Genomic DNA, 18141 nt, shown 5'->3' with positions numbered 1-18141 from the left:
GGGGCCACTAGTCATGGGACTCGAAGAAAAGCTGCCGAGCGGATTCCTGCTCACCACCGTCGAGCAGGCCGCGGGCTGGGTGCGCAAGTCGTCCGTCTTCCCCGCCACGTTCGGCCTCGCCTGCTGTGCCATCGAGATGATGACCACCGGCGCCGGCCGCTACGACCTGGCGCGCTTCGGCATGGAGGTCTTCCGCGGATCGCCGCGGCAGGCGGACCTCATGATCGTCGCCGGGCGGGTGAGCCAGAAGATGGCGCCGGTGCTGCGGCAGGTCTACGACCAGATGCCGAACCCCAAGTGGGTGATCTCCATGGGGGTCTGCGCCTCCTCGGGCGGCATGTTCAACAACTACGCGATCGTGCAGGGCGTCGACCACATCGTCCCGGTCGACATCTACCTCCCCGGCTGCCCGCCCCGCCCCGAGATGCTGATGGACGCCATCCTCAAGCTCCACCAGAAGATCCAGACCTCCAAGCTCGGCGTCAACGCCGAGGAGGCGGCCCGTGAGGCGGAGGAGGCGGCGCTCAAGGCCCTGCCCACGATCGAGATGAAGGGGCTGCTGCGATGAGCGACGCGAACGGCGCGGGCGGGGCGAACGGGGTGAACCCCGAGAAGGACCTCTCCGCCGAGAACCTCCCCGGCCGGCGCGGTCAGGGCGGCGAGGAGATCCGCGTCCAGCGCGGCATGTTCGGCGCCGCGGGCGGCGGCGACACCTCCGGCTACGGCGGACTGGTCCGCTCGGTCCGGCTCCCGGGACCGGCGTCCCGCCCCTACGGCGGCTGGTTCGACGAGGTCGCCGACGAGCTGGAGGGCGCGCTGGAGGAGCAGGACCTGCTCCCGGAGAACGCCATCGAGAAGACGGTCGTCGACCGCGGCGAACTCACCTTCCACATCGAGCGCGAGCACCTGGTCCGGGTCGCGAGGACCCTGCGCGACGACCCCGCCCTGCGCTTCGAGCTGTGCACCGGCGTCAGCGGCGTGCACTACCCGAACGACAAGGGCCGCGAGCTGCACGCCGTCTACCACCTGCGCTCGATCACCCACAACCGGCTGATCCGCCTGGAAGTCAGCGCCCCCGACAGCGACCCGCACATCCCGTCGCTGTTCTCCGTCTACCCGACGAACGACTGGCACGAGCGCGAGACGTACGACTTCTTCGGCATCGTCTTCGACGGTCACCCGGCCCTCACGCGGATCATGATGCCGGACGACTGGCAGGGCCATCCGCAGCGCAAGGACTATCCCCTCGGCGGCATCCCCGTCGAGTACAAGGGCGCCCAGATCCCGGCTCCGGACCAGCGGAGGTCGTACTCATGAGCACTTCGCACGCCTCTCCTCGGGAGACCACCGAGGGCACCGTGTACACGGTCACCGGCGGAGACTGGGACGAGGTCGTCGAGACCGCGGCCCGCGCCGACGACGAACGCATCGTCGTCAACATGGGTCCGCAGCACCCGTCCACCCACGGAGTGCTCCGTCTGATCCTGGAGATCGACGGCGAGACGGTCACCGAGGCCCGCTGCGGCATCGGCTACCTCCACACCGGCATCGAGAAGAACCTCGAGTACCGCACGTGGACCCAGGGCACCACGTTCGTGACGCGCATGGACTACCTGACGTCGTTCTTCAACGAGACGGCGTACTGCCTGGGCGTCGAGAAGCTCCTCGGCATCGAGGACCAGGTCCCGGACCGGGCCACCGTCATCCGGGTGCTCCTGATGGAGCTGAACCGGCTCTCCTCCCACCTGGTGTGCATCGCCACCGGCGGCATGGAACTCGGCGCCACCACGATCATGATCTACGGATTCCGTGATCGTGAACTCATTCTCGACCTCTACGAGCTCATCACCGGGCTGAGGATGAACCACGCGTACATCCGCCCCGGCGGACTCGCCCAGGACCTGCCGCCCGGCGCGGTGGACCGGATCCGCGAGTTCGTGAAGACGATGAGGAAGAACCTCCCGGAGTACGACAAGCTCGCCACCGGGAACCCCATCTTCAAGGCCCGCATGCAGGACGTCGGCTACCTCGACCTGGCCGGCTGCATGGCCCTCGGCGCCACCGGTCCGATCCTGCGCTCCACCGGCCTGCCGCACGACCTGCGCAAGGCACAGCCGTACTGCGGATACGAGACCTACGACTTCGAGATCCCGACCGCCGACACCTGTGACTCCTACGGCCGCTTCCTGATCCGGCTGGAGGAGATGCGCCAGTCGCTGCGCATCGTCGAGCAGTGCCTGGACCGGCTCCAGCCCGGACCGGTCATGGTCGCCGACAAGAAGATCGCCTGGCCCGCCCAGCTCGCCCTGGGACCGGACGGACTGGGCAACTCCCTCGACCACATCAAGAAGATCATGGGCACCTCCATGGAGGCCCTGATCCACCACTTCAAGCTGGTCACCGAGGGCTTCCGGGTCCCGCCGGGACAGGCGTACGCGGCGGTCGAGTCGCCCAAGGGCGAGCTCGGGGCGCACGTCGTCTCCGACGGCGGCACCCGCCCCTACCGGGTCCACTTCCGCGACCCGTCCTTCACCAACCTGCAGGCCATGGCGGCGATGTGCGAGGGCGGCCAGGTCGCCGACGTCATCGTCGCCGTCGCGTCCATCGACCCCGTGATGGGAGGCGTCGACCGGTGACCACCTCTTCTTCGGAGCGGTCCGAGCGGGGCGTCAGCCTGGGCATGCCCGAACTGCCCGCACCCGCCTACCCGGACGACGTCCGGGCCCGGCTGGAGGCCGACGCGCGCGAGGTCATCGCCCGCTACCCGGACTCCCGGTCCGCCCTCCTGCCGCTGCTGCACCTCGTGCAGTCGGAGGAGGGCCACGTCACGCGCACCGGGATGCGGTTCTGCGCGGACATGCTGGACCTGACCACGGCCGAGGTGACCGCGGTCGCCACCTTCTACACCATGTACCGGCGCAAGCCGAGCGGTGACTACCAGGTCGGGGTGTGCACCAACACCCTGTGCGCCGTCATGGGCGGTGACGCGATCTTCGAGGAGCTCCAGGAGCACCTGGGCGTCGGCAACGGCGAGACCACCGACGACGGCAAGGTCACCCTGGAGCACATCGAGTGCAACGCGGCCTGCGACTTCGCGCCCGTGGTGATGGTGAACTGGGAGTTCTTCGACAACCAGACCCCCGAGAGCGCCAAGCGCATGGTCGACGACCTGCGCGCCGGCCGCCCGGTCGCCCCCACCCGCGGGGCGCCCCTGTGCACCTTCAAGGAGACCGCCCGCATCCTGGCCGGTTTCCCCGACACGCGCGAGGGCGCCGTCGAGGCCACCGGCAGCGCGGGCCCCGCCTCCCTGATCGGCCTGAAGCTGGCCAAGGGGGAGGCCGCGCCCGCGCGCGTGGTGCACCCGCGCGGGGAGGCGCCCCGGGACACCCCGCCGCACGAGCCGTCACCGACGGAGCACCTCAGCTCGCACGACGCGCCGCAGGACACATCGGCCTCCGACCCGGCGCACCCCGCCGGGCCCACCGCCGAGGAGGGGGAGTGATGACCTTGGCACCCGAACTCAAGGACATGAGCCCACAGAAGCTGCTCGCACCCGTGCTGTCGGCCTTCTGGGACGAGGACGAGTCCTGGACGCTGGACGTCTACAAGAGGCACGAGGGGTACGAGGGGCTGCGCAAGGCGCTCGCCATGTCACCGGACGACGTCATCGCGTACGTCAAGGAGTCCGGTCTGCGCGGGCGCGGCGGCGCCGGCTTCCCGACGGGAATGAAGTGGCAGTTCATTCCCCAGGGGGACGGGAAACCCCACTATCTGGTGGTCAACGCCGACGAGTCGGAGCCCGGAACGTGCAAGGACATTCCGCTCCTCTTCGCGAACCCGCACAGCCTCATCGAGGGCATCGTCATCGCCTGTCATGCCATCAGGTCGTCTCATGCCTTCATCTATCTGCGTGGTGAAGTCGTCCCCGTTCTGCGGCGGTTGCACGAGGCCGTGCGCGAGGCCTACGCGGCCGGCTTCCTCGGCGAGAACATCCTGGGCAGCGGACTCGACCTCCAGCTCACCGTGCACGCGGGCGCGGGCGCGTACATCTGCGGTGAGGAGACCGCACTGCTCGACTCGCTCGAAGGCCGCCGGGGTCAACCGCGGCTCCGTCCCCCCTTCCCTGCCGTCGCGGGCCTCTACGCGTGCCCGACTGTGGTGAACAACGTCGAGTCGATCGCGTCGGTTCCCGCCATCATGAACCGGGGCAAGGAATGGTTCCGCTCGATGGGAAGCGAGAAGTCCCCCGGCTTCACGCTCTATTCCCTCAGCGGCCACGTCGCCAACCCCGGACAGTACGAGGCGCCCCTCGGCATCACCCTGCGCCAGCTGCTGGAGATGAGCGGCGGGATGCGCCCGGGCCACCGGCTGAAGTTCTGGACGCCGGGCGGCTCCTCGACACCGATGTTCACCGACGAGCACCTCGACGTCCCCCTCGACTACGAAGGAGTGGGCGCCGCGGGTTCCATGCTCGGCACGAAGGCCCTGCAGTGCTTCGACGAGACGACCTGCGTCGTCCGCGCCGTCACCCGCTGGACCGAGTTCTACGCCCACGAGTCCTGCGGCAAGTGCACCCCCTGCCGCGAGGGCACGTACTGGCTGGTCCAGCTGCTGCGGGACATCGAGGCCGGCAAGGGGCGGACGGCCGACCTCGACAAGCTGAACGACATCGCCGACAACATCAACGGCAAGTCCTTCTGCGCCCTCGGCGACGGCGCCGCCTCGCCGATCTTCTCCTCGCTCAAGTACTTCCGCGAGGAGTACGAGGAGCACATCACGGGCCGTGGCTGCCCCTTCGACCCGGCCAGGTCGACGGCCTGGGCCGACCACCGTACGGAGGTGAACGCATGACGGTGACCACGAGCGCTCCCTCCGGAGGCGGAGAGGCGGCGGTCCCGCCCGAGGACCTCGTGACGCTGACCATCGACGGCGCCGAGATCAGCGTGCCCAAGGGCACCCTGGTCATCCGGGCCGCCGAGCAGCTCGGCATCGAGATCCCCCGGTTCTGCGACCACCCGCTCCTCGACCCGGCCGGCGCCTGCCGGCAGTGCATCGTCGAGGTCGAGGGCCAGCGCAAGCCCATGGCGTCCTGCACCATCACCTGCACCGACGGGATGGTGGTGAAGACGCAGCTCTCCTCGCCGGTCGCGGAGAAGGCCCAGAAGGGTGTGATGGAGCTGCTGCTCATCAACCACCCGCTGGACTGCCCGGTCTGCGACAAGGGCGGCGAGTGCCCGCTGCAGAACCAGGCGATGTCGCACGGCAACGCCGAGTCCCGCTTCGAGGGCAGGAAGCGCACCTACGAGAAGCCCGTCCCGATCTCCACCCAGGTGCTGCTCGACCGCGAACGGTGCGTGCTGTGCGCCCGCTGCACCCGGTTCTCCAACCAGGTTGCCGGCGACCCGATGATCGAGCTGGTCGAGCGGGGCGCGCTCCAGCAGGTCGGCACCGGCGAGGGCGACCCCTTCGAGTCGTACTTCTCCGGCAACACCATCCAGATCTGCCCGGTCGGCGCGCTCACCTCGGCGGCGTACCGGTTCCGCTCCCGTCCCTTCGACCTGATCTCGTCGCCGTCGGTGTGCGAGCACTGCTCCGGCGGCTGCGCCACCCGCACCGACCACCGGCGCGGCAAGGTCATGCGGCGGCTCGCCGCGCACGACCCCGAGGTCAACGAGGAGTGGATCTGCGACAAGGGGCGCTTCGCGTTCCGGTACGCGCAGATGCCGGGCCGTCTCGACACGCCGCTGGTGCGCAACCCGGAGGGCGAGCTGGAACCGGCGTCCTGGCCGGACGCGCTGCGGATCGCGGCGCAGGGACTGCTGGCCTCGCGCGGCCGCACCGGTGTCCTGACCGGCGGCCGGCTCACCGTCGAGGACGCCTACGCGTACAGCAAGTTCGCGCGGGTGGCGCTCGCCACCAACGACATCGACTTCCGCGCGCGCGTGCACAGCGCCGAGGAGGCCGACTTCCTCGCCGCGCGGGTGGCGGGCCGCGGCCGCGATCTCGACGGTACGGGCGTCACGTACACGTACTTGGAGAAGGCACCCGCGGTCCTGCTGGTCGGGTTCGAGTCCGAGGAGGAGGCGCCCGGCGTCTTCCTGCGGCTGCGCAAGGCCTGGCGCAAGCACGGACAGAAGACGTTCGCCCTGGCCACGCACGCCACGCGCGGGCTGGAAAAGGCCGGCGGCACGCTGCTGCCGGCGGCTCCCGGCACCGAGACCGAGTGGCTGGACGCCCTGGCCGGCGGCGTCGGCCTGGAGGGCGACGGGGCCAGGGCCGTCGAGGCGCTGCGGGGCGAGGGCGCGGTCGTCGTCGTCGGCGAGCGGCTGGCGGCCGTACGGGGCGGCCTGACCGCGGCCGTCCGGTTCGCCGCCGCGACCGGCGCCCGGCTGGTGTGGATCCCGCGCCGGGCCGGGGAGCGGGGCGCCGTGGAGGCGGGGGCGCTGCCGGCGCTGCTGCCCGGCGGCCGCCCGTCGACCGACCCGCGCGCACGTGAGGAGGTCGCCGCCCTCTGGGGCATGGCCGAGCTGCCGCACCGCTACGGCCGCGACACCGGACAGATCGTCGAGGCGGCGGCACGCGGTGAGCTCCAGGCGCTGCTGGTCGCGGGCGTGGAGGTCGCCGACCTGCCCGACCCGGCACGCGCGCGTGCCGCGCTCGCCGAGGCCGGGTTCGTGGTGTCGCTGGAGCTGCGGCCCAGCGAGGTCACCGCACTCGCCGACGTCGTCCTGCCGGTCGCCGCGGTCGCGGAGAAGGCCGGCACCTTCCTCAACTGGGAGGGCAGGGTCCGCATGTTCGAGGCGGCGCTCAAGCCCGACCAGATGACCCGGCGGGTCGCGCCCACCGACGCGCGCGTGCTGCAGATGCTGGCCGACGCCATGGACGTCCACCTGGGGCTGCCGGACCTGCGCACCATCCGCGCGGAGCTCGACCGGCTCGGTGCCTGGGACGGCCCCCGGGCCACCGACCCGCTGGAGACCGCGGGCGCGCTGCCCCGGCCGGCCGCCGGGGAGGCCGTGCTCGCCGGGCACCGGCTGCTGCTCGACCACGGCCTCCTGCAACGCGGCGACGAGGCGCTCGCCGGTACCCGGCACGCCGCCCACGCGCGCGTGTCGGCCGCCACGGCCGCCGAGGCCGGCGTCAAGGACGGCGACCTGCTCGCGGTGACCGGCACCGCCGGAACGGTCCGGCTGCCGCTGGCCGTCACCGAGATGCCCGACCGCGTGGTGTGGCTCCCGCTGAACTCCGTCGGCGGCGGCGTCGCCTCCGGCACCGGGGCACTGCCCGGCTCACTCGTCCGTATCGGCCCGGCGACGCCCGCCGACGAGGCCACCGAGGAGGTGGAGGCATGAGCCCGTACCTCGCCGCTGAAGACCTCTCGATGTTCGGCACCGACCCCTGGTGGCTGGTCGTCGTCAAGGCGGTGTTCTGCTTCGCCTTCCTGATGGTGACCGTGCTGATCTCCATCGTCATGGAGCGCAAGGTCGTCGCCTGGATGCAGCTGCGCATCGGCCCCAACCGGCACGGCCCCTGGGGCATGCTCCAGTCGCTCGCCGACGGCGTGAAGCTGATGCTCAAGGAAGACGTCGTCGTCAAACGCGCGGACAAGGCCGTCTACGTCCTCGCGCCGATCGTCGCGGCCGTCCCGGCCTTCATGGCGTTCGCGGTGATCCCCTTCGGCCCGGCCGGCAACGAGGTCTCGATCTTCGGCCAGCGCACCACCATGCAGCTCACCGACCTGCCGATCGCGATGCTGTACATCCTCGCGGTCGCCTCGGTCGGCATCTACGGCATCGTCCTGGCGGGCTGGAGCTCCGGCTCCACCTATCCGCTCCTGGGCGGCCTGCGCTCCTGCGCGCAGATGATCTCGTACGAGATCGCCATGGGCGCCGCGTTCGCCTCCGTGTTCCTGTACTCGGGGTCGATGTCGACGTCGACGATCGTCGGGGCGCAGACCGACCGCTGGTACGTCCTGCTGCTGCCGGTCTCCTTCCTCATCTACATCGTGACGATGGTCGGCGAGACCAACCGCGCCCCCTTCGACATGCCCGAGTCCGAGGGCGACCTGGTCGGTGGCTTCAACACCGAGTACTCGTCGATCAAGTTCGCGATGTTCATGCTCGCCGAGTACATCAACATGGTGACCGTCTCGGCCGTCGCCGTGACCCTCTTCCTGGGCGGCTGGCGGGCCCCGTGGCCGATCAGCACGTTCTGGGAGGGCGCGAACCACGGCTGGTGGCCGATGCTCTGGTTCACCGGCAAGCTCCTTTCCCTGCTGTTCGGCTTCGTGTGGCTGCGCGGCACGCTCCCGCGCGTGCGCTACGACCAGCTGATGAAGCTCGGCTGGAAGGTCCTCATCCCGGTCTCCCTGGTGTGGCTGATGCTCGTCGCCACCGTGCGGGCGCTGCGGAACGAGAACTACGACTTCGCCGACATCGCCCTCTACATCGGCGGTGCCGTCCTCGCCCTCCTGCTGCTGTCCTTCGTCGCCGACCTGTTCCGCGGCAAGGGGAAGGAGGCCGGGCAGCCCGCCGAGGGCCCGCCCGCCTTCGACCCCATGGGCGGCGGATTCCCCGTACCGCCGCTGCCGGGACAGGAGATGCCGCCGGTCCCGCGACGCCGCTCGCGCCGGGAGCGGGAGCTGATTGTCAGTGGTGCACCCGATACTCAGAGTGACGGATCTCCGGTCGGATCCACGGATGGAAAGGAGGCGTCCGATGGCTGAGGAGCCCAAGGGGACCGAGCCCGGTTTCCTGAACCCCGTGGCCGGCTTCGGCGTGACCTTCAAGGCCATGTTCAAGAAGCGGCTGACCGAGCAGTACCCGGAGCAGCGGAAGACCACCGCTCCGCGTTTCCACGGACGGCACCAGCTCAACCGCCATCCGGACGGCCTGGAGAAGTGCGTCGGCTGCGAGCTGTGCGCCTGGGCCTGTCCCGCCGACGCGATCTACGTCGAGGGCGCGGACAACACCGAGGAGGAGCGCTACTCGCCCGGCGAGCGGTACGGCCGCGTCTACCAGATCAACTACGCCCGCTGCATCCTGTGCGGGCTGTGCATCGAGGCGTGCCCCACGCGCGCGCTCACGATGACCAACGAGTTCGAGCTGGCGGACTCCAGCCGCGCCAACCTCATCTACACCAAGGAGCAGCTGCTCGCCGGTCTGGAGGAGGGCATGGTCGACTCCCCGCACGCCATGTACCCGGGCACCGACGAACAGGACTACTACCGGGGCCTGGTGACCGAGGCCGCGCCCGGTACGGAGCAGCAGGCGGCCCACTCCAAGGGAGAGGTGGTCCAGGAGGCCGCCTCCACCTTCGGCCCGGAGGAACCGGCGTCGGAGAAGGTGATCGGGCGATGACCGGGCAGCTCGCCGCCGCGGCGGCTCTCTCCGCGGGCACCTCCACCGGAGAGGCCGTCCAGTTCTGGATCCTCGGCACGGTCGCCGTGATCGGCGCCCTGTGCACCGTCTTCATGAAGCGGGCCGTGCACAGCGCGCTCTGCCTCGCCGGCACCATGATCATCCTGGCGGTGTTCTACCTCGCCAACGGCGCCTACTTCCTGGGCGTCGTCCAGATCGTCGTCTACACCGGCGCGATCATGATGCTGTTCCTGTTCGTGGTGATGCTCGTCGGCGTCACCGCGGCGGACTCCCTGAAGGAGACCATCAAGGGCCAGCGCTGGCTGGCCCTGCTGTGCGGGCTCGGCTTCGGCGTCCTGCTGATCGGCGGGATCGGGAACGCCTCGCTCAGCGAGTTCAACGGCATCGGCGAGGCGAACGCGGGCGGCAACGTGGAGGGCCTGGCGGCCCTCCTCTTCACCAAGTACGTCTTCGCCTTCGAGATCACCGGCGCCCTGCTCATCACGGCCGCCGTCGGCGCCATGGTGCTCACCCACCGCGAGCGCACCGAACGCGCGAAGACGCAGCGGGAGCTGGCCGAGCGGCGCGTCCGCGAGGGCACGTACCTGCCGCCGCTGCCGGCACCCGGTGTGTACGCCCGGCACAACGCGGTGGACATCGCGGGCCTGCTGCCCGACGGCACCCCGTCGGAGCTCACCGTCAGCAAGACGCTGCGGGAGCGCGGCCAGATCCGTGACGTGTCGCAGGAGGCGATCAACGACCTGCGGGCGATGGAGCAGCGCGCCGAGGAGCGCCTGGAGCGCACCGCGATCGACGCGCCGACCTTCAAGCGGGCCGAGGAGGCGTCGAAGTGAACCCCGTGAACTACCTCTACCTGGCCGCGCTGCTGTTCACGATCGGCGCCACCGGCGTACTGATCAGGCGCAACGCGATCGTCGTGTTCATGTGCGTCGAGCTCATGCTCAACGCCTGCAACCTCGCGTTCGTCGCCTTCTCCCGGATGCACGGCAACCTCGACGGCCAGATCATCGCGTTCTTCACGATGGTCGTCGCCGCCGCGGAGGTCGTGGTCGGGCTGGCGATCATCGTGTCCCTGTTCCGTTCCCGCCACTCGGCCTCGGTCGACGACGCCAGCCTGATGAAGCTGTGAGGGGCTGCTGAATCGTGGAGAACCTGATTGCGCTGCTGGTGGCGGCGCCCCTGCTCGGAGCGGCGGTCCTGCTGTGCGGCGGACGCCGGCTGGACGCCGTGGGCCACTGGATCGGCACGCTGCTCGCGGCCGTCTCCTTCGCGCTCGGCCTGGTGCTGTTCACCGACCTGCTCGGCAAGGGCGCCGGGGAACGCACCGTCACGCAGCACCTGTTCAGCTGGATCCCGGTGGAGGGATTCCAGGCCGACGTCGCCTTCCGGCTCGACCAGCTGTCGATGACGTTCGTCCTGCTGATCACCGGCGTCGGCTCGCTGATCCACCTGTACTCCGTCGGGTACATGGAGCACGACGAGCGGCGCCGCCGCTTCTTCGGATATCTGAACCTGTTCCTCGCGGCGATGCTGATCCTCGTCCTCGCCGACAACTACCTGCTGCTGTACGTCGGCTGGGAGGGCGTCGGTCTCGCCTCCTACCTGCTGATCGGCTTCTGGCAGCACAAGCCCAGCGCGGCGACGGCGGCGAAGAAGGCCTTCCTGGTCAACCGCGTCGGCGACATGGGCCTGTCCATCGCGATCATGCTGATGTTCCTGTGGTTCGGCACCTTCGCCTTCGGGCCGGTGCTCGGCACCCTGGAGGAGCCCGGTCTCGCCGGGCAGGCCGGCGAGGGCAAGCTCACCGCGATCGCGCTGATGCTGCTGCTCGCCGCCTGCGGCAAGTCCGCCCAGGTGCCGCTGCAGTCCTGGCTCGGGGACGCGATGGAGGGCCCGACCCCCGTCTCGGCCCTGATCCACGCCGCGACCATGGTGACGGCGGGCGTGTACCTGATCGTCCGCTCCGCGGCCGTCTTCAACGGCGCCCCGGACGCCCAGCTGGTCGTCACCATCGTCGGCGCGGTCACGCTGCTCTTCGGTGCGATCGTCGGTTGCGCGAAGGACGACATCAAGAAGGCGCTGGCCGGCTCGACCATGTCGCAGATCGGCTACATGGTGCTCGCCGCCGGCCTCGGCCCCATCGGCTACGTCTTCGCGATCATGCACCTGGTGACGCACGGCTTCTTCAAGGCCGGGCTGTTCCTCGGCGCCGGCTCCGTGATGCACGGCATGAACGACGAGGTCGACATGCGGCGCTATGGCGGCCTGCGGAAGTACATGCCGGTCACGTTCGTCACCTTCGGTCTCGGCTACCTCGCCATCATCGGCTTTCCGGGCCTGTCCGGCTTCTTCTCCAAGGACAAGATCATCGAGTCGGCGTTCGCCAAGGGCGGTACCGAGGGCTGGATCCTCGGCGCCTGCGCCCTGCTGGGCGCGGCCATCACCGCGTACTACATGACGCGCGTGATGCTGATGACGTTCTTCGGCGAGGAGCGCTGGCGCAACGCGCCGACGCCGTCCCCGGCCGCTCCCGACGTGGAGCCCGCCGCCGAGACGCGGGGCGAGTACACGCCGCCGCACCCGCACGAGTCCCCGAAGGTGATGACGATCCCGATGATCGTGCTGGCCGTCGGGTCGGTCGCGGGCGGTGCCTTCTTCAGCATCGGCGACCGCTTTATGCACTGGCTGGAGCCCGTCACCGGCCACGACCACGGTCACGCGCCGATCAGCGCGATGACGGTGACCGCCTCCACGGTCGCCGTGATGGTCATCGGCGTGGCCATCGCCTGGGCCCAGTACGGGCGCCGTCCGGTGCCGGCCGTCGCCCCGCGCGGGTCGCTGCTCACCCGGGCCGCCCGGCGCGACCTGCTGCAGGACGACTTCAACCACGTGGTCCTGGTCCGCGGCGGTGAGCACCTCACCCGCTCCCTGGTCTACGTCGACCACACCCTGGTCGACGGGGTCGTCAACGGCACGGCGGCCTCCATGGGCGGCCTGTCCGGGCGGATGCGCAGGCTGCAGAACGGCTTCGCGCGGTCCTACGCGGTCTCGATGTTCGGGGGAGCGGCGGTCCTGGTCGCCGCGACCCTGCTGATGAGGGCGGTCTGATACCGATGTCCTTTCCTCTGCTGACGGCGACGGCGGCGCTCCCGGCCATCGGGGCGATCGCCACGGCCGCCGTACCGGCCGCGAAGCGCACGGCCGCCAAGTGGCTGGCCCTGCTGTTCTCGCTCGCCACACTCGTGCTGGCGATCACCGTCCTGGTGCGGTTCGACCCGGACGGCGACCGCTACCAGCTCACCGAGTCCCACGCCTGGATCGCGGACTTCGGCGTGCGGTACGAGCTGGGCGTGGACGGCATCGCGGTGGCGCTGATCGCGCTGACCGCCCTGCTGATCCCCTTCATCGTCCTCGCGGGCTGGCACGACGCCGACCCGCTGGAGACGGGGAACAAGAGGTGGCGGCCGACGCAGGGCTTCTTCGCCCTGATCCTGGCCGTCGAGGCGATGGTGATCCTCTCCTTCGAGGCCACCGACGTCTTCCTCTTCTACATCTTCTTCGAAGCCATGCTCATCCCGCTGTACTTCCTCATCGGAGGCTTCGGGGACCGTGCGCACGAGCACGGCGAGGAGAAGGCGGCGACGCAACGGTCGTACGCGGCGGTGAAGTTCCTCCTCTACAACCTGGCCGGCGGTCTGATCATGCTGGCCGCGGTGATCGGGCTGTACGTGGTCGCCGGGAACTTCTCGCTCACCGAGATCGCCGAGGCACGGGCCGACGGCTCGCTGGACATGGCGACCAGCACCGAGCGCTGGCTGTTCCTCGGCTTCTTCTTCGCCTTCGCGGTGAAGGCGCCGCTGTGGCCGCTGCACACCTGGCTGCCCAACGCCATGCAGGAGTCCACCGCCCCGGTGGCCGTGCTGATCACGGCGGTCGTCGACAAGGTGGGCACCTTCGCGATGCTCCGCTTCTGCCTCGGGCTGTTCCCGGAGGCCAGCGAGTGGGCGACGCCGGTCGTCCTCGTCCTGGCGGTCGTCAGCATCATCTACGGGGCGCTGCTCGCGGTCGGCCAGCGCGACATCAAGCGGCTGATCGCGTACGCGTCGATCTCGCACTTCGGCTTCATCATCATGGGCATCTTCGCGATGACCAGCCAGGGCCAGTCCGGGGCGACGCTCTACATGGTCAACCACGGCATCTCGACCGCCGTGCTGATGCTGATCGCCGGATTCCTGATCTCGCGGCGCGGCTCCCGGCTCATCGCCGACTTCGGCGGTGTGCAGAAGGTCGCCCCGGTGCTCGCCGGCACCTTCCTGATCGGCGGGCTCGCGACGCTCTCGCTGCCGGGGCTCGCGCCCTTCGTCAGTGAGTTCCTGGTCCTGGTCGGCACGTTCACGCGCTACCCGGTGATCGGCATCGTCGCCACCTTCGGCATCGTCCTCGCCGCGCTCTACACCCTCGTCCTGTACCAGCGGACGATGACCGGCCCGGTGAGGCCCGAGGTCTCCGCGATGCCCGACCTGCGGGTGCGGGAGATCGCGGTGGTGGCGCCGCTGGTCGTGCTGCTGGTCTTCCTGGGCGTCTACCCGAAGCCCCTCACGGACGTCGTGAACCCGGCGGTGAAGCACACCATGTCCGACGTACAGAAGCAGGACCCCCGGCCCGAGGTGGAGGCGGCCAAGTGAGCGCAACAGCCGTCCACAGCCTGTGGACAACGGCGGTCGACCCGATCTCCAAGATCGACGCGCCGAAGATCGAATACGGGCAGCTCGCGCCCACCCTGATCATCGTCGGCGCGGCGGTCCTCGGGGTGCTGGTCGAGGCGTTCGTCCCGCGCAAGTCGCGCTACTACGCGCAGATGTTCGTCTCCGTGGTCGCGCTGGTCGCCGCGTTCGCCGCGGTCGTGGCGCTCGCCGCGGACGGCTACGGCACCACCAAGGCGGGCATCGCGGCGATGGGCGCCGTCGCCGTCGACGGGCCGGCCCTGTTCCTCCAGGGCACAATCCTGCTGACGGCCCTGGTCGGCCTGTTCACCTTCGCCGAGCGCCGGCTCGACCCGGAGGCGCACGGCAACCGGGTGGACTCCTTCGCCGCGCAGGCCGCGTCCGTACCGGGCAGCGACAGCGAGAAGAAGGCGGTCAAGGCCGGGTTCACCACCACCGAGGTGTTCCCGCTGCTGCTCTTCGCGGTCTCCGGCATGCTGGTCTTCCCGGCGGCCAACGACCTGCTGACGCTGTTCGTGGCGCTGGAGGTCCTCTCGCTCCCGCTGTACCTGCTGTGCGCGCTGGCCCGCCGCAAGCGGCTGATGTCGCAGGAGGCGGCGGTCAAGTACTTCCTGCTCGGCGCGTTCGCCTCCGCTTTCACGCTGTTCGGCATCGCCCTGCTGTACGGCTACTCGGGCTCGATGTCGTACGCCACGATCGCCCAGGTCGTCGACGGCACCGTCCCGGAGGTCACCCCGGCGCTCGCCGACACCATGGGCAACGACGCGCTGCTGCTGGTCGGCGCCGCGCTGCTGGTCATGGGCCTGCTGTTCAAGGTCGGCGCCGTCCCCTTCCACATGTGGACGCCCGACGTGTACCAGGGCGCCCCCACGCCGGTGACGGGCTTCATGGCGGCGGCGACCAAGGTGGCGGCGTTCGGCGCGCTGCTGCGGATCCTGTACGTCGTGCTGCCGGGCCTGCGCTGGGACTGGCGGCCGGTCATGTGGGCCGTCGCCATCGTCACCATGCTGGCCGGTGCGGTCGTGGCGATCACCCAGACCGACATCAAGCGGCTGCTGGCGTACTCGTCGATCGCGCACGCGGGCTTCATCCTCGCGGGTGTCATCGCGACCACGCCGTCCGGCATCTCGTCCGTCCTCTTCTACCTGGCGGCGTACTCGTTCGTGACGATCGGCGCGTTCGCGGTGGTCACGCTCGTGAGGGACGCCGGCGGCGAGGCGACGCACCTGTCGAAGTGGGCGGGGCTCGGCCGACGCTCCCCGCTGGTGGCGGCGGTGTTCGCGGTGTTCCTGCTGGCCTTCGCGGGCATCCCGCTGACCTCCGGCTTCTCCGGGAAGTTCGCCGTGTTCAAGGCGGCGGCGGAGGGCGGGGCGGCCCCGCTGGTCGTGGTCGGTGTGATCTCGTCGGCCATCGCGGCGTTCTTCTACATCCGCGTGATCGTCCTGATGTTCTTCAGCGAGCCGCGCCCCGGGGGCCCGACCGTCGCGGTGCCGTCACCGCTGACGATGACGGCGATCGCGGTCGGCGTGGCCGTCACGGTGGTCCTGGGCGTCGCACCCCAGTACTTCCTGGAGCTGGCGGGGGACGCGGGAGTGTTCGTGCGCTGACCCGGCCCGCCGACGGCGGCCCGGCACCCTTCGGGGAGCCGGGCCGCCGTTGTCGTACGGACGGGCCTGTGGACAACTCCGGGGGCTGTCGGTGCGGACCCCTATCGTGGAGGCAGTGGTCGAGGGACGGCTCACGGGGGCACGGTGACGGGCGGTAGTGACGGGATGACAGTGACGGAGAGCGAGGCACTGGCCACGCTGCACCGGGTGTTCGGGTACGACGCCTTCCGCGGTGAGCAGGAAGCGGTCATCGAGCACGTGATCACGGGCGGCGACGCCGTCGTGCTCATGCCGACCGGTGGCGGCAAGTCGCTCTGCTACCAGATTCCGGCCCTGGTCAGACCGGGCACGGGAGTCGTCGTCTCCCCGCTCATCGCGCTGATGCAGGACCAGGTGGACGCGCTGCGGGCGCTGGGCGTACGGGCCGGGTTCATGAACTCCACGCAGGACTTCGACGAGCGGCGCGTCGTCGAGGCGGAGTTCCTCGCCGGCGAGCTGGACCTGCTGTACCTCGCCCCGGAGCGGCTGCGGCTGGACAGCACCCAGGACCTGCTCTCGCGCGGCAAGATCTCCGTCTTCGCGATCGACGAGGCGCACTGCGTGTCCCAGTGGGGGCACGACTTCCGGCCGGACTACCTCATGCTGTCGCTGCTCGGCGAGCGGTGGCCGGACGTGCCCCGCATCGCGCTCACGGCGACCGCCACGCACGCCACGCACCGGGAGATCACCGAGCGGCTCGGCATGCCGGACGCCCGGCACTTCGTGGCGAGCTTCGACCGGCCCAACATCCAGTACCGGATCGTGTCCAAGGCGGACCCCAGGAAGCAGCTGCTGAGCTTCCTGCGCGAGGAGCACACCGGGGACGCGGGCATCGTCTACTGCCTGTCGCGCAACTCGGTCGACAAGACCGCCGAGTTCCTCTCCCGCAACGGCATCGAGGCGGTGCCGTACCACGCGGGCCTCGACGCGGGGACGCGCGCCGCGCACCAGGCGCGGTTCCTGCGCGAGGAGGGCCTGGTCGTGGTGGCGACCATCGCCTTCGGCATGGGCATCGACAAGCCGGACGTCCGGTTCGTCGCCCACCTCGACCTGCCCAAGTCCGTCGAGGGCTACTACCAGGAGACGGGCCGCGCGGGGCGCGACGGGCTGCCGTCCACGGCCTGGATGGCGTACGGGCTCAACGACGTCATACAGCAGCGCAAGCTGATCCAGTCCGGCGAGGGCGACGAGGCGTTCCGGCGGCGGGCGAACCAGCACCTGGACGCGATGCTCGGCCTGTGCGAGACCGTCCGGTGCCGGCGCGGCCAGCTCCTCGCCTACTTCGGCCAGGACCCCGACTCGGGGGCCTGCGGCAACTGCGACACCTGCCTCGCCCCGCCGGAGACCTGGGACGGGACCGTCGCGGCGCAGAAGGTGCTGTCCACGGTGGTGCGGCTGCAGCGGGAACGCGGGCAGAAGTTCGGCGCGGTGCAGATCGTCGACATCCTGCTGGGGCGGCGCACGGCCAAGGTCATCCAGTTCGACCACGACCAGCTCTCCGTGTTCGGCATCGGCGAGGAGCTGACCGAGGCGGAATGGCGGGGCGTGGTGCGCCAGTTGCTCGCCCAGGGGCTGCTCGCCGTCGAAGGGGAGTACGGCACGCTGGTGCTGACCGAGGCGAGCGGGGCGGTGTTGCGGCGGGAGCGGGAGGTGCCGTTGCGCAAGGAGCCGAAGAAGCCGGTGACCTCCCGGTCGGGCGGGTCGGGTTCGGGACGGGGCGAGCGCAAGGCCAAGGCCGCCGCCGCCGAGCTGCCCCCGGAGCTCGTCCCCGCGTTCGAGGCGCTGCGCGCCTGGCGCGCCGAGCAGGCCCGGGAGCAGGGGGTTCCGGCGTACGTCATCTTCCACGACGCCACGCTGCGGGAGATCGCCACGGTGTGGCCCACGTCGGTGGCCGAGCTCGGTGGGATCAGCGGGGTGGGGGAGAAGAAGCTGGCGACGTACGGGGAGGGCGTGGTGGCGGTGCTGGCCGGACTGGAGGGGCCCGACGGAGCCGCTTCCGGCCCCATGAACGCGGACGCGCCCGGCCCGGACACCGGTGGTCCCGGCACGCCCGGCCCGGACACCAGCGGTCCGCACGCTCCCGGTCCGGACGACTGGCCCGAGGAGGAGCCGGAACCGGACTGGACCTAGGCCGCCGGGACCGGGCACGAGCCGGCCGGGCTGCTCCGCACCCGTCCCGAACGCTCGCTCACGCCGCCACCGGAGGCGGCGTGCCACCGGGCGCGGTGCGCGGCCGGGCGGTGGGACGAAGAGTCCGGCGAGGTCCTCGCTCGCGTTGACCGGACGGCCCTCCGGCGCCGGACGCGTGCCGGACCCGTGCCGGCCGCGGGACCCGGCTCTCGGGGAGTGTCGGAACGGAAATCAGCGGTAGCGGGAAGATCTTGATTCCGG

At 70.4% G+C, this 18141-nt stretch carries 14 protein-coding genes; all 14 read left to right on the top strand.

Going from position 1 to position 18141, the window contains the following annotated elements:
• Positions 1 to 13 precede the first annotated feature (13 nt).
• Complete coding sequence (locus ACF1DX_RS08495; protein WP_010041554.1) at positions 14 to 568, top strand: NADH-quinone oxidoreductase subunit B family protein; 555 nt, start codon at positions 14 to 16, stop codon at positions 566 to 568.
• Positions 565 to 1317: an NADH-quinone oxidoreductase subunit C gene (locus ACF1DX_RS08490; RefSeq protein ID WP_391790403.1), complete on the top strand. Its 753-nt coding sequence runs from the start codon at positions 565 to 567 to the stop codon at positions 1315 to 1317. The genes ACF1DX_RS08495 and ACF1DX_RS08490 overlap by 4 nt, the downstream gene beginning before the upstream one ends.
• Positions 1314 to 2636, top strand: coding sequence for an NADH-quinone oxidoreductase subunit D (locus tag ACF1DX_RS08485; RefSeq protein ID WP_391790402.1), 1323 nt, complete (start codon positions 1314 to 1316; stop codon positions 2634 to 2636). Before ACF1DX_RS08490 ends, ACF1DX_RS08485 begins: the two co-directional genes overlap by 4 nt.
• On the top strand, positions 2633 to 3502 hold the full coding sequence (gene nuoE, locus ACF1DX_RS08480; protein WP_391790401.1) for an NADH-quinone oxidoreductase subunit NuoE: 870 nt from the start codon (positions 2633 to 2635) through the stop codon (positions 3500 to 3502). The genes ACF1DX_RS08485 and nuoE overlap by 4 nt, the downstream gene beginning before the upstream one ends.
• A complete protein-coding gene (gene nuoF, locus ACF1DX_RS08475) occupies positions 3502 to 4851 on the top strand; it encodes an NADH-quinone oxidoreductase subunit NuoF (RefSeq protein WP_391790400.1) in 1350 nt (449 codons plus the stop codon). The genes nuoE and nuoF overlap by 1 nt, the downstream gene beginning before the upstream one ends.
• Positions 4848 to 7352, top strand: a complete 2505-nt coding sequence (locus tag ACF1DX_RS08470; RefSeq protein ID WP_391790399.1) for an NADH-quinone oxidoreductase subunit G — start codon at positions 4848 to 4850, stop codon at positions 7350 to 7352. Before nuoF ends, ACF1DX_RS08470 begins: the two co-directional genes overlap by 4 nt.
• The gene (gene nuoH / locus ACF1DX_RS08465; protein ID WP_391790398.1) at positions 7349 to 8725 is read left to right on the top strand and encodes an NADH-quinone oxidoreductase subunit NuoH; all 1377 of its coding nucleotides are present in this window, start codon (positions 7349 to 7351) and stop codon (positions 8723 to 8725) included. The genes ACF1DX_RS08470 and nuoH overlap by 4 nt, the downstream gene beginning before the upstream one ends.
• On the top strand, positions 8718 to 9359 hold the full coding sequence (gene nuoI / locus ACF1DX_RS08460) for an NADH-quinone oxidoreductase subunit NuoI (protein WP_391790397.1): 642 nt from the start codon (positions 8718 to 8720) through the stop codon (positions 9357 to 9359). Before nuoH ends, nuoI begins: the two co-directional genes overlap by 8 nt.
• Complete coding sequence (locus tag ACF1DX_RS08455) at positions 9356 to 10213, top strand: NADH-quinone oxidoreductase subunit J (RefSeq protein WP_391790396.1); 858 nt, start codon at positions 9356 to 9358, stop codon at positions 10211 to 10213. Before nuoI ends, ACF1DX_RS08455 begins: the two co-directional genes overlap by 4 nt.
• Positions 10210 to 10509 (top strand): NADH-quinone oxidoreductase subunit NuoK, encoded by a 300-nt coding sequence (gene nuoK, locus ACF1DX_RS08450; protein WP_004927567.1) that lies wholly within the window; start codon positions 10210 to 10212, stop codon positions 10507 to 10509. The genes ACF1DX_RS08455 and nuoK overlap by 4 nt, the downstream gene beginning before the upstream one ends.
• A 14-nt stretch (positions 10510 to 10523) precedes the next feature.
• Complete coding sequence (nuoL, locus tag ACF1DX_RS08445) at positions 10524 to 12488, top strand: NADH-quinone oxidoreductase subunit L (protein ID WP_391790395.1); 1965 nt, start codon at positions 10524 to 10526, stop codon at positions 12486 to 12488.
• Positions 12489 to 12493: 5 nt separating this feature from the next.
• Positions 12494 to 14065: an NADH-quinone oxidoreductase subunit M gene (locus ACF1DX_RS08440; RefSeq protein WP_391790394.1), complete on the top strand. Its 1572-nt coding sequence runs from the start codon at positions 12494 to 12496 to the stop codon at positions 14063 to 14065.
• Positions 14062 to 15711 carry an NADH-quinone oxidoreductase subunit NuoN gene (gene nuoN / locus ACF1DX_RS08435; RefSeq protein WP_391790393.1) on the top strand — a complete coding sequence of 550 codons (1650 nt, stop codon included), beginning with the start codon at positions 14062 to 14064 and terminating at the stop codon, positions 15709 to 15711. The genes ACF1DX_RS08440 and nuoN overlap by 4 nt, the downstream gene beginning before the upstream one ends.
• A gap of 165 nt (positions 15712 to 15876) precedes the next feature.
• The gene (gene recQ / locus ACF1DX_RS08430; RefSeq protein ID WP_391790392.1) at positions 15877 to 17880 is read left to right on the top strand and encodes a DNA helicase RecQ; all 2004 of its coding nucleotides are present in this window, start codon (positions 15877 to 15879) and stop codon (positions 17878 to 17880) included.
• The last annotated feature ends 261 nt before the right edge of the window (positions 17881 to 18141 follow it).

The sequence above is a fragment of the Streptomyces sp. NPDC014676 genome (genome assembly GCF_043084105.1).
Lineage (GTDB): Bacteria > Actinomycetota > Actinomycetes > Streptomycetales > Streptomycetaceae > Streptomyces.
This window is presented reverse-complemented; position numbering and strand designations above follow the sequence as displayed.

What these genes read in the sequence shown, in the direction of transcription:
- recQ (WP_391790392.1), top strand. Translation starts at nt 15,877, where the DNA reads ATGACAGTGACGGAGAGCGAGGCACTGGCCACGCTGCACCGGGTGTTC.
- ACF1DX_RS08470 (WP_391790399.1), top strand. Translation starts at nt 4,848, where the DNA reads ATGACGGTGACCACGAGCGCTCCCTCCGGAGGCGGAGAGGCGGCGGTC.
- ACF1DX_RS08490 (WP_391790403.1), top strand. Translation starts at nt 565, where the DNA reads ATGAGCGACGCGAACGGCGCGGGCGGGGCGAACGGGGTGAACCCCGAG.
- ACF1DX_RS08495 (WP_010041554.1), top strand. Translation starts at nt 14, where the DNA reads ATGGGACTCGAAGAAAAGCTGCCGAGCGGATTCCTGCTCACCACCGTC.
- nuoH (WP_391790398.1), top strand. Translation starts at nt 7,349, where the DNA reads ATGAGCCCGTACCTCGCCGCTGAAGACCTCTCGATGTTCGGCACCGAC.
- ACF1DX_RS08440 (WP_391790394.1), top strand. Translation starts at nt 12,494, where the DNA reads ATGTCCTTTCCTCTGCTGACGGCGACGGCGGCGCTCCCGGCCATCGGG.
- ACF1DX_RS08485 (WP_391790402.1), top strand. Translation starts at nt 1,314, where the DNA reads ATGAGCACTTCGCACGCCTCTCCTCGGGAGACCACCGAGGGCACCGTG.
- nuoI (WP_391790397.1), top strand. Translation starts at nt 8,718, where the DNA reads ATGGCTGAGGAGCCCAAGGGGACCGAGCCCGGTTTCCTGAACCCCGTG.
- ACF1DX_RS08455 (WP_391790396.1), top strand. Translation starts at nt 9,356, where the DNA reads ATGACCGGGCAGCTCGCCGCCGCGGCGGCTCTCTCCGCGGGCACCTCC.
- nuoF (WP_391790400.1), top strand. Translation starts at nt 3,502, where the DNA reads ATGACCTTGGCACCCGAACTCAAGGACATGAGCCCACAGAAGCTGCTC.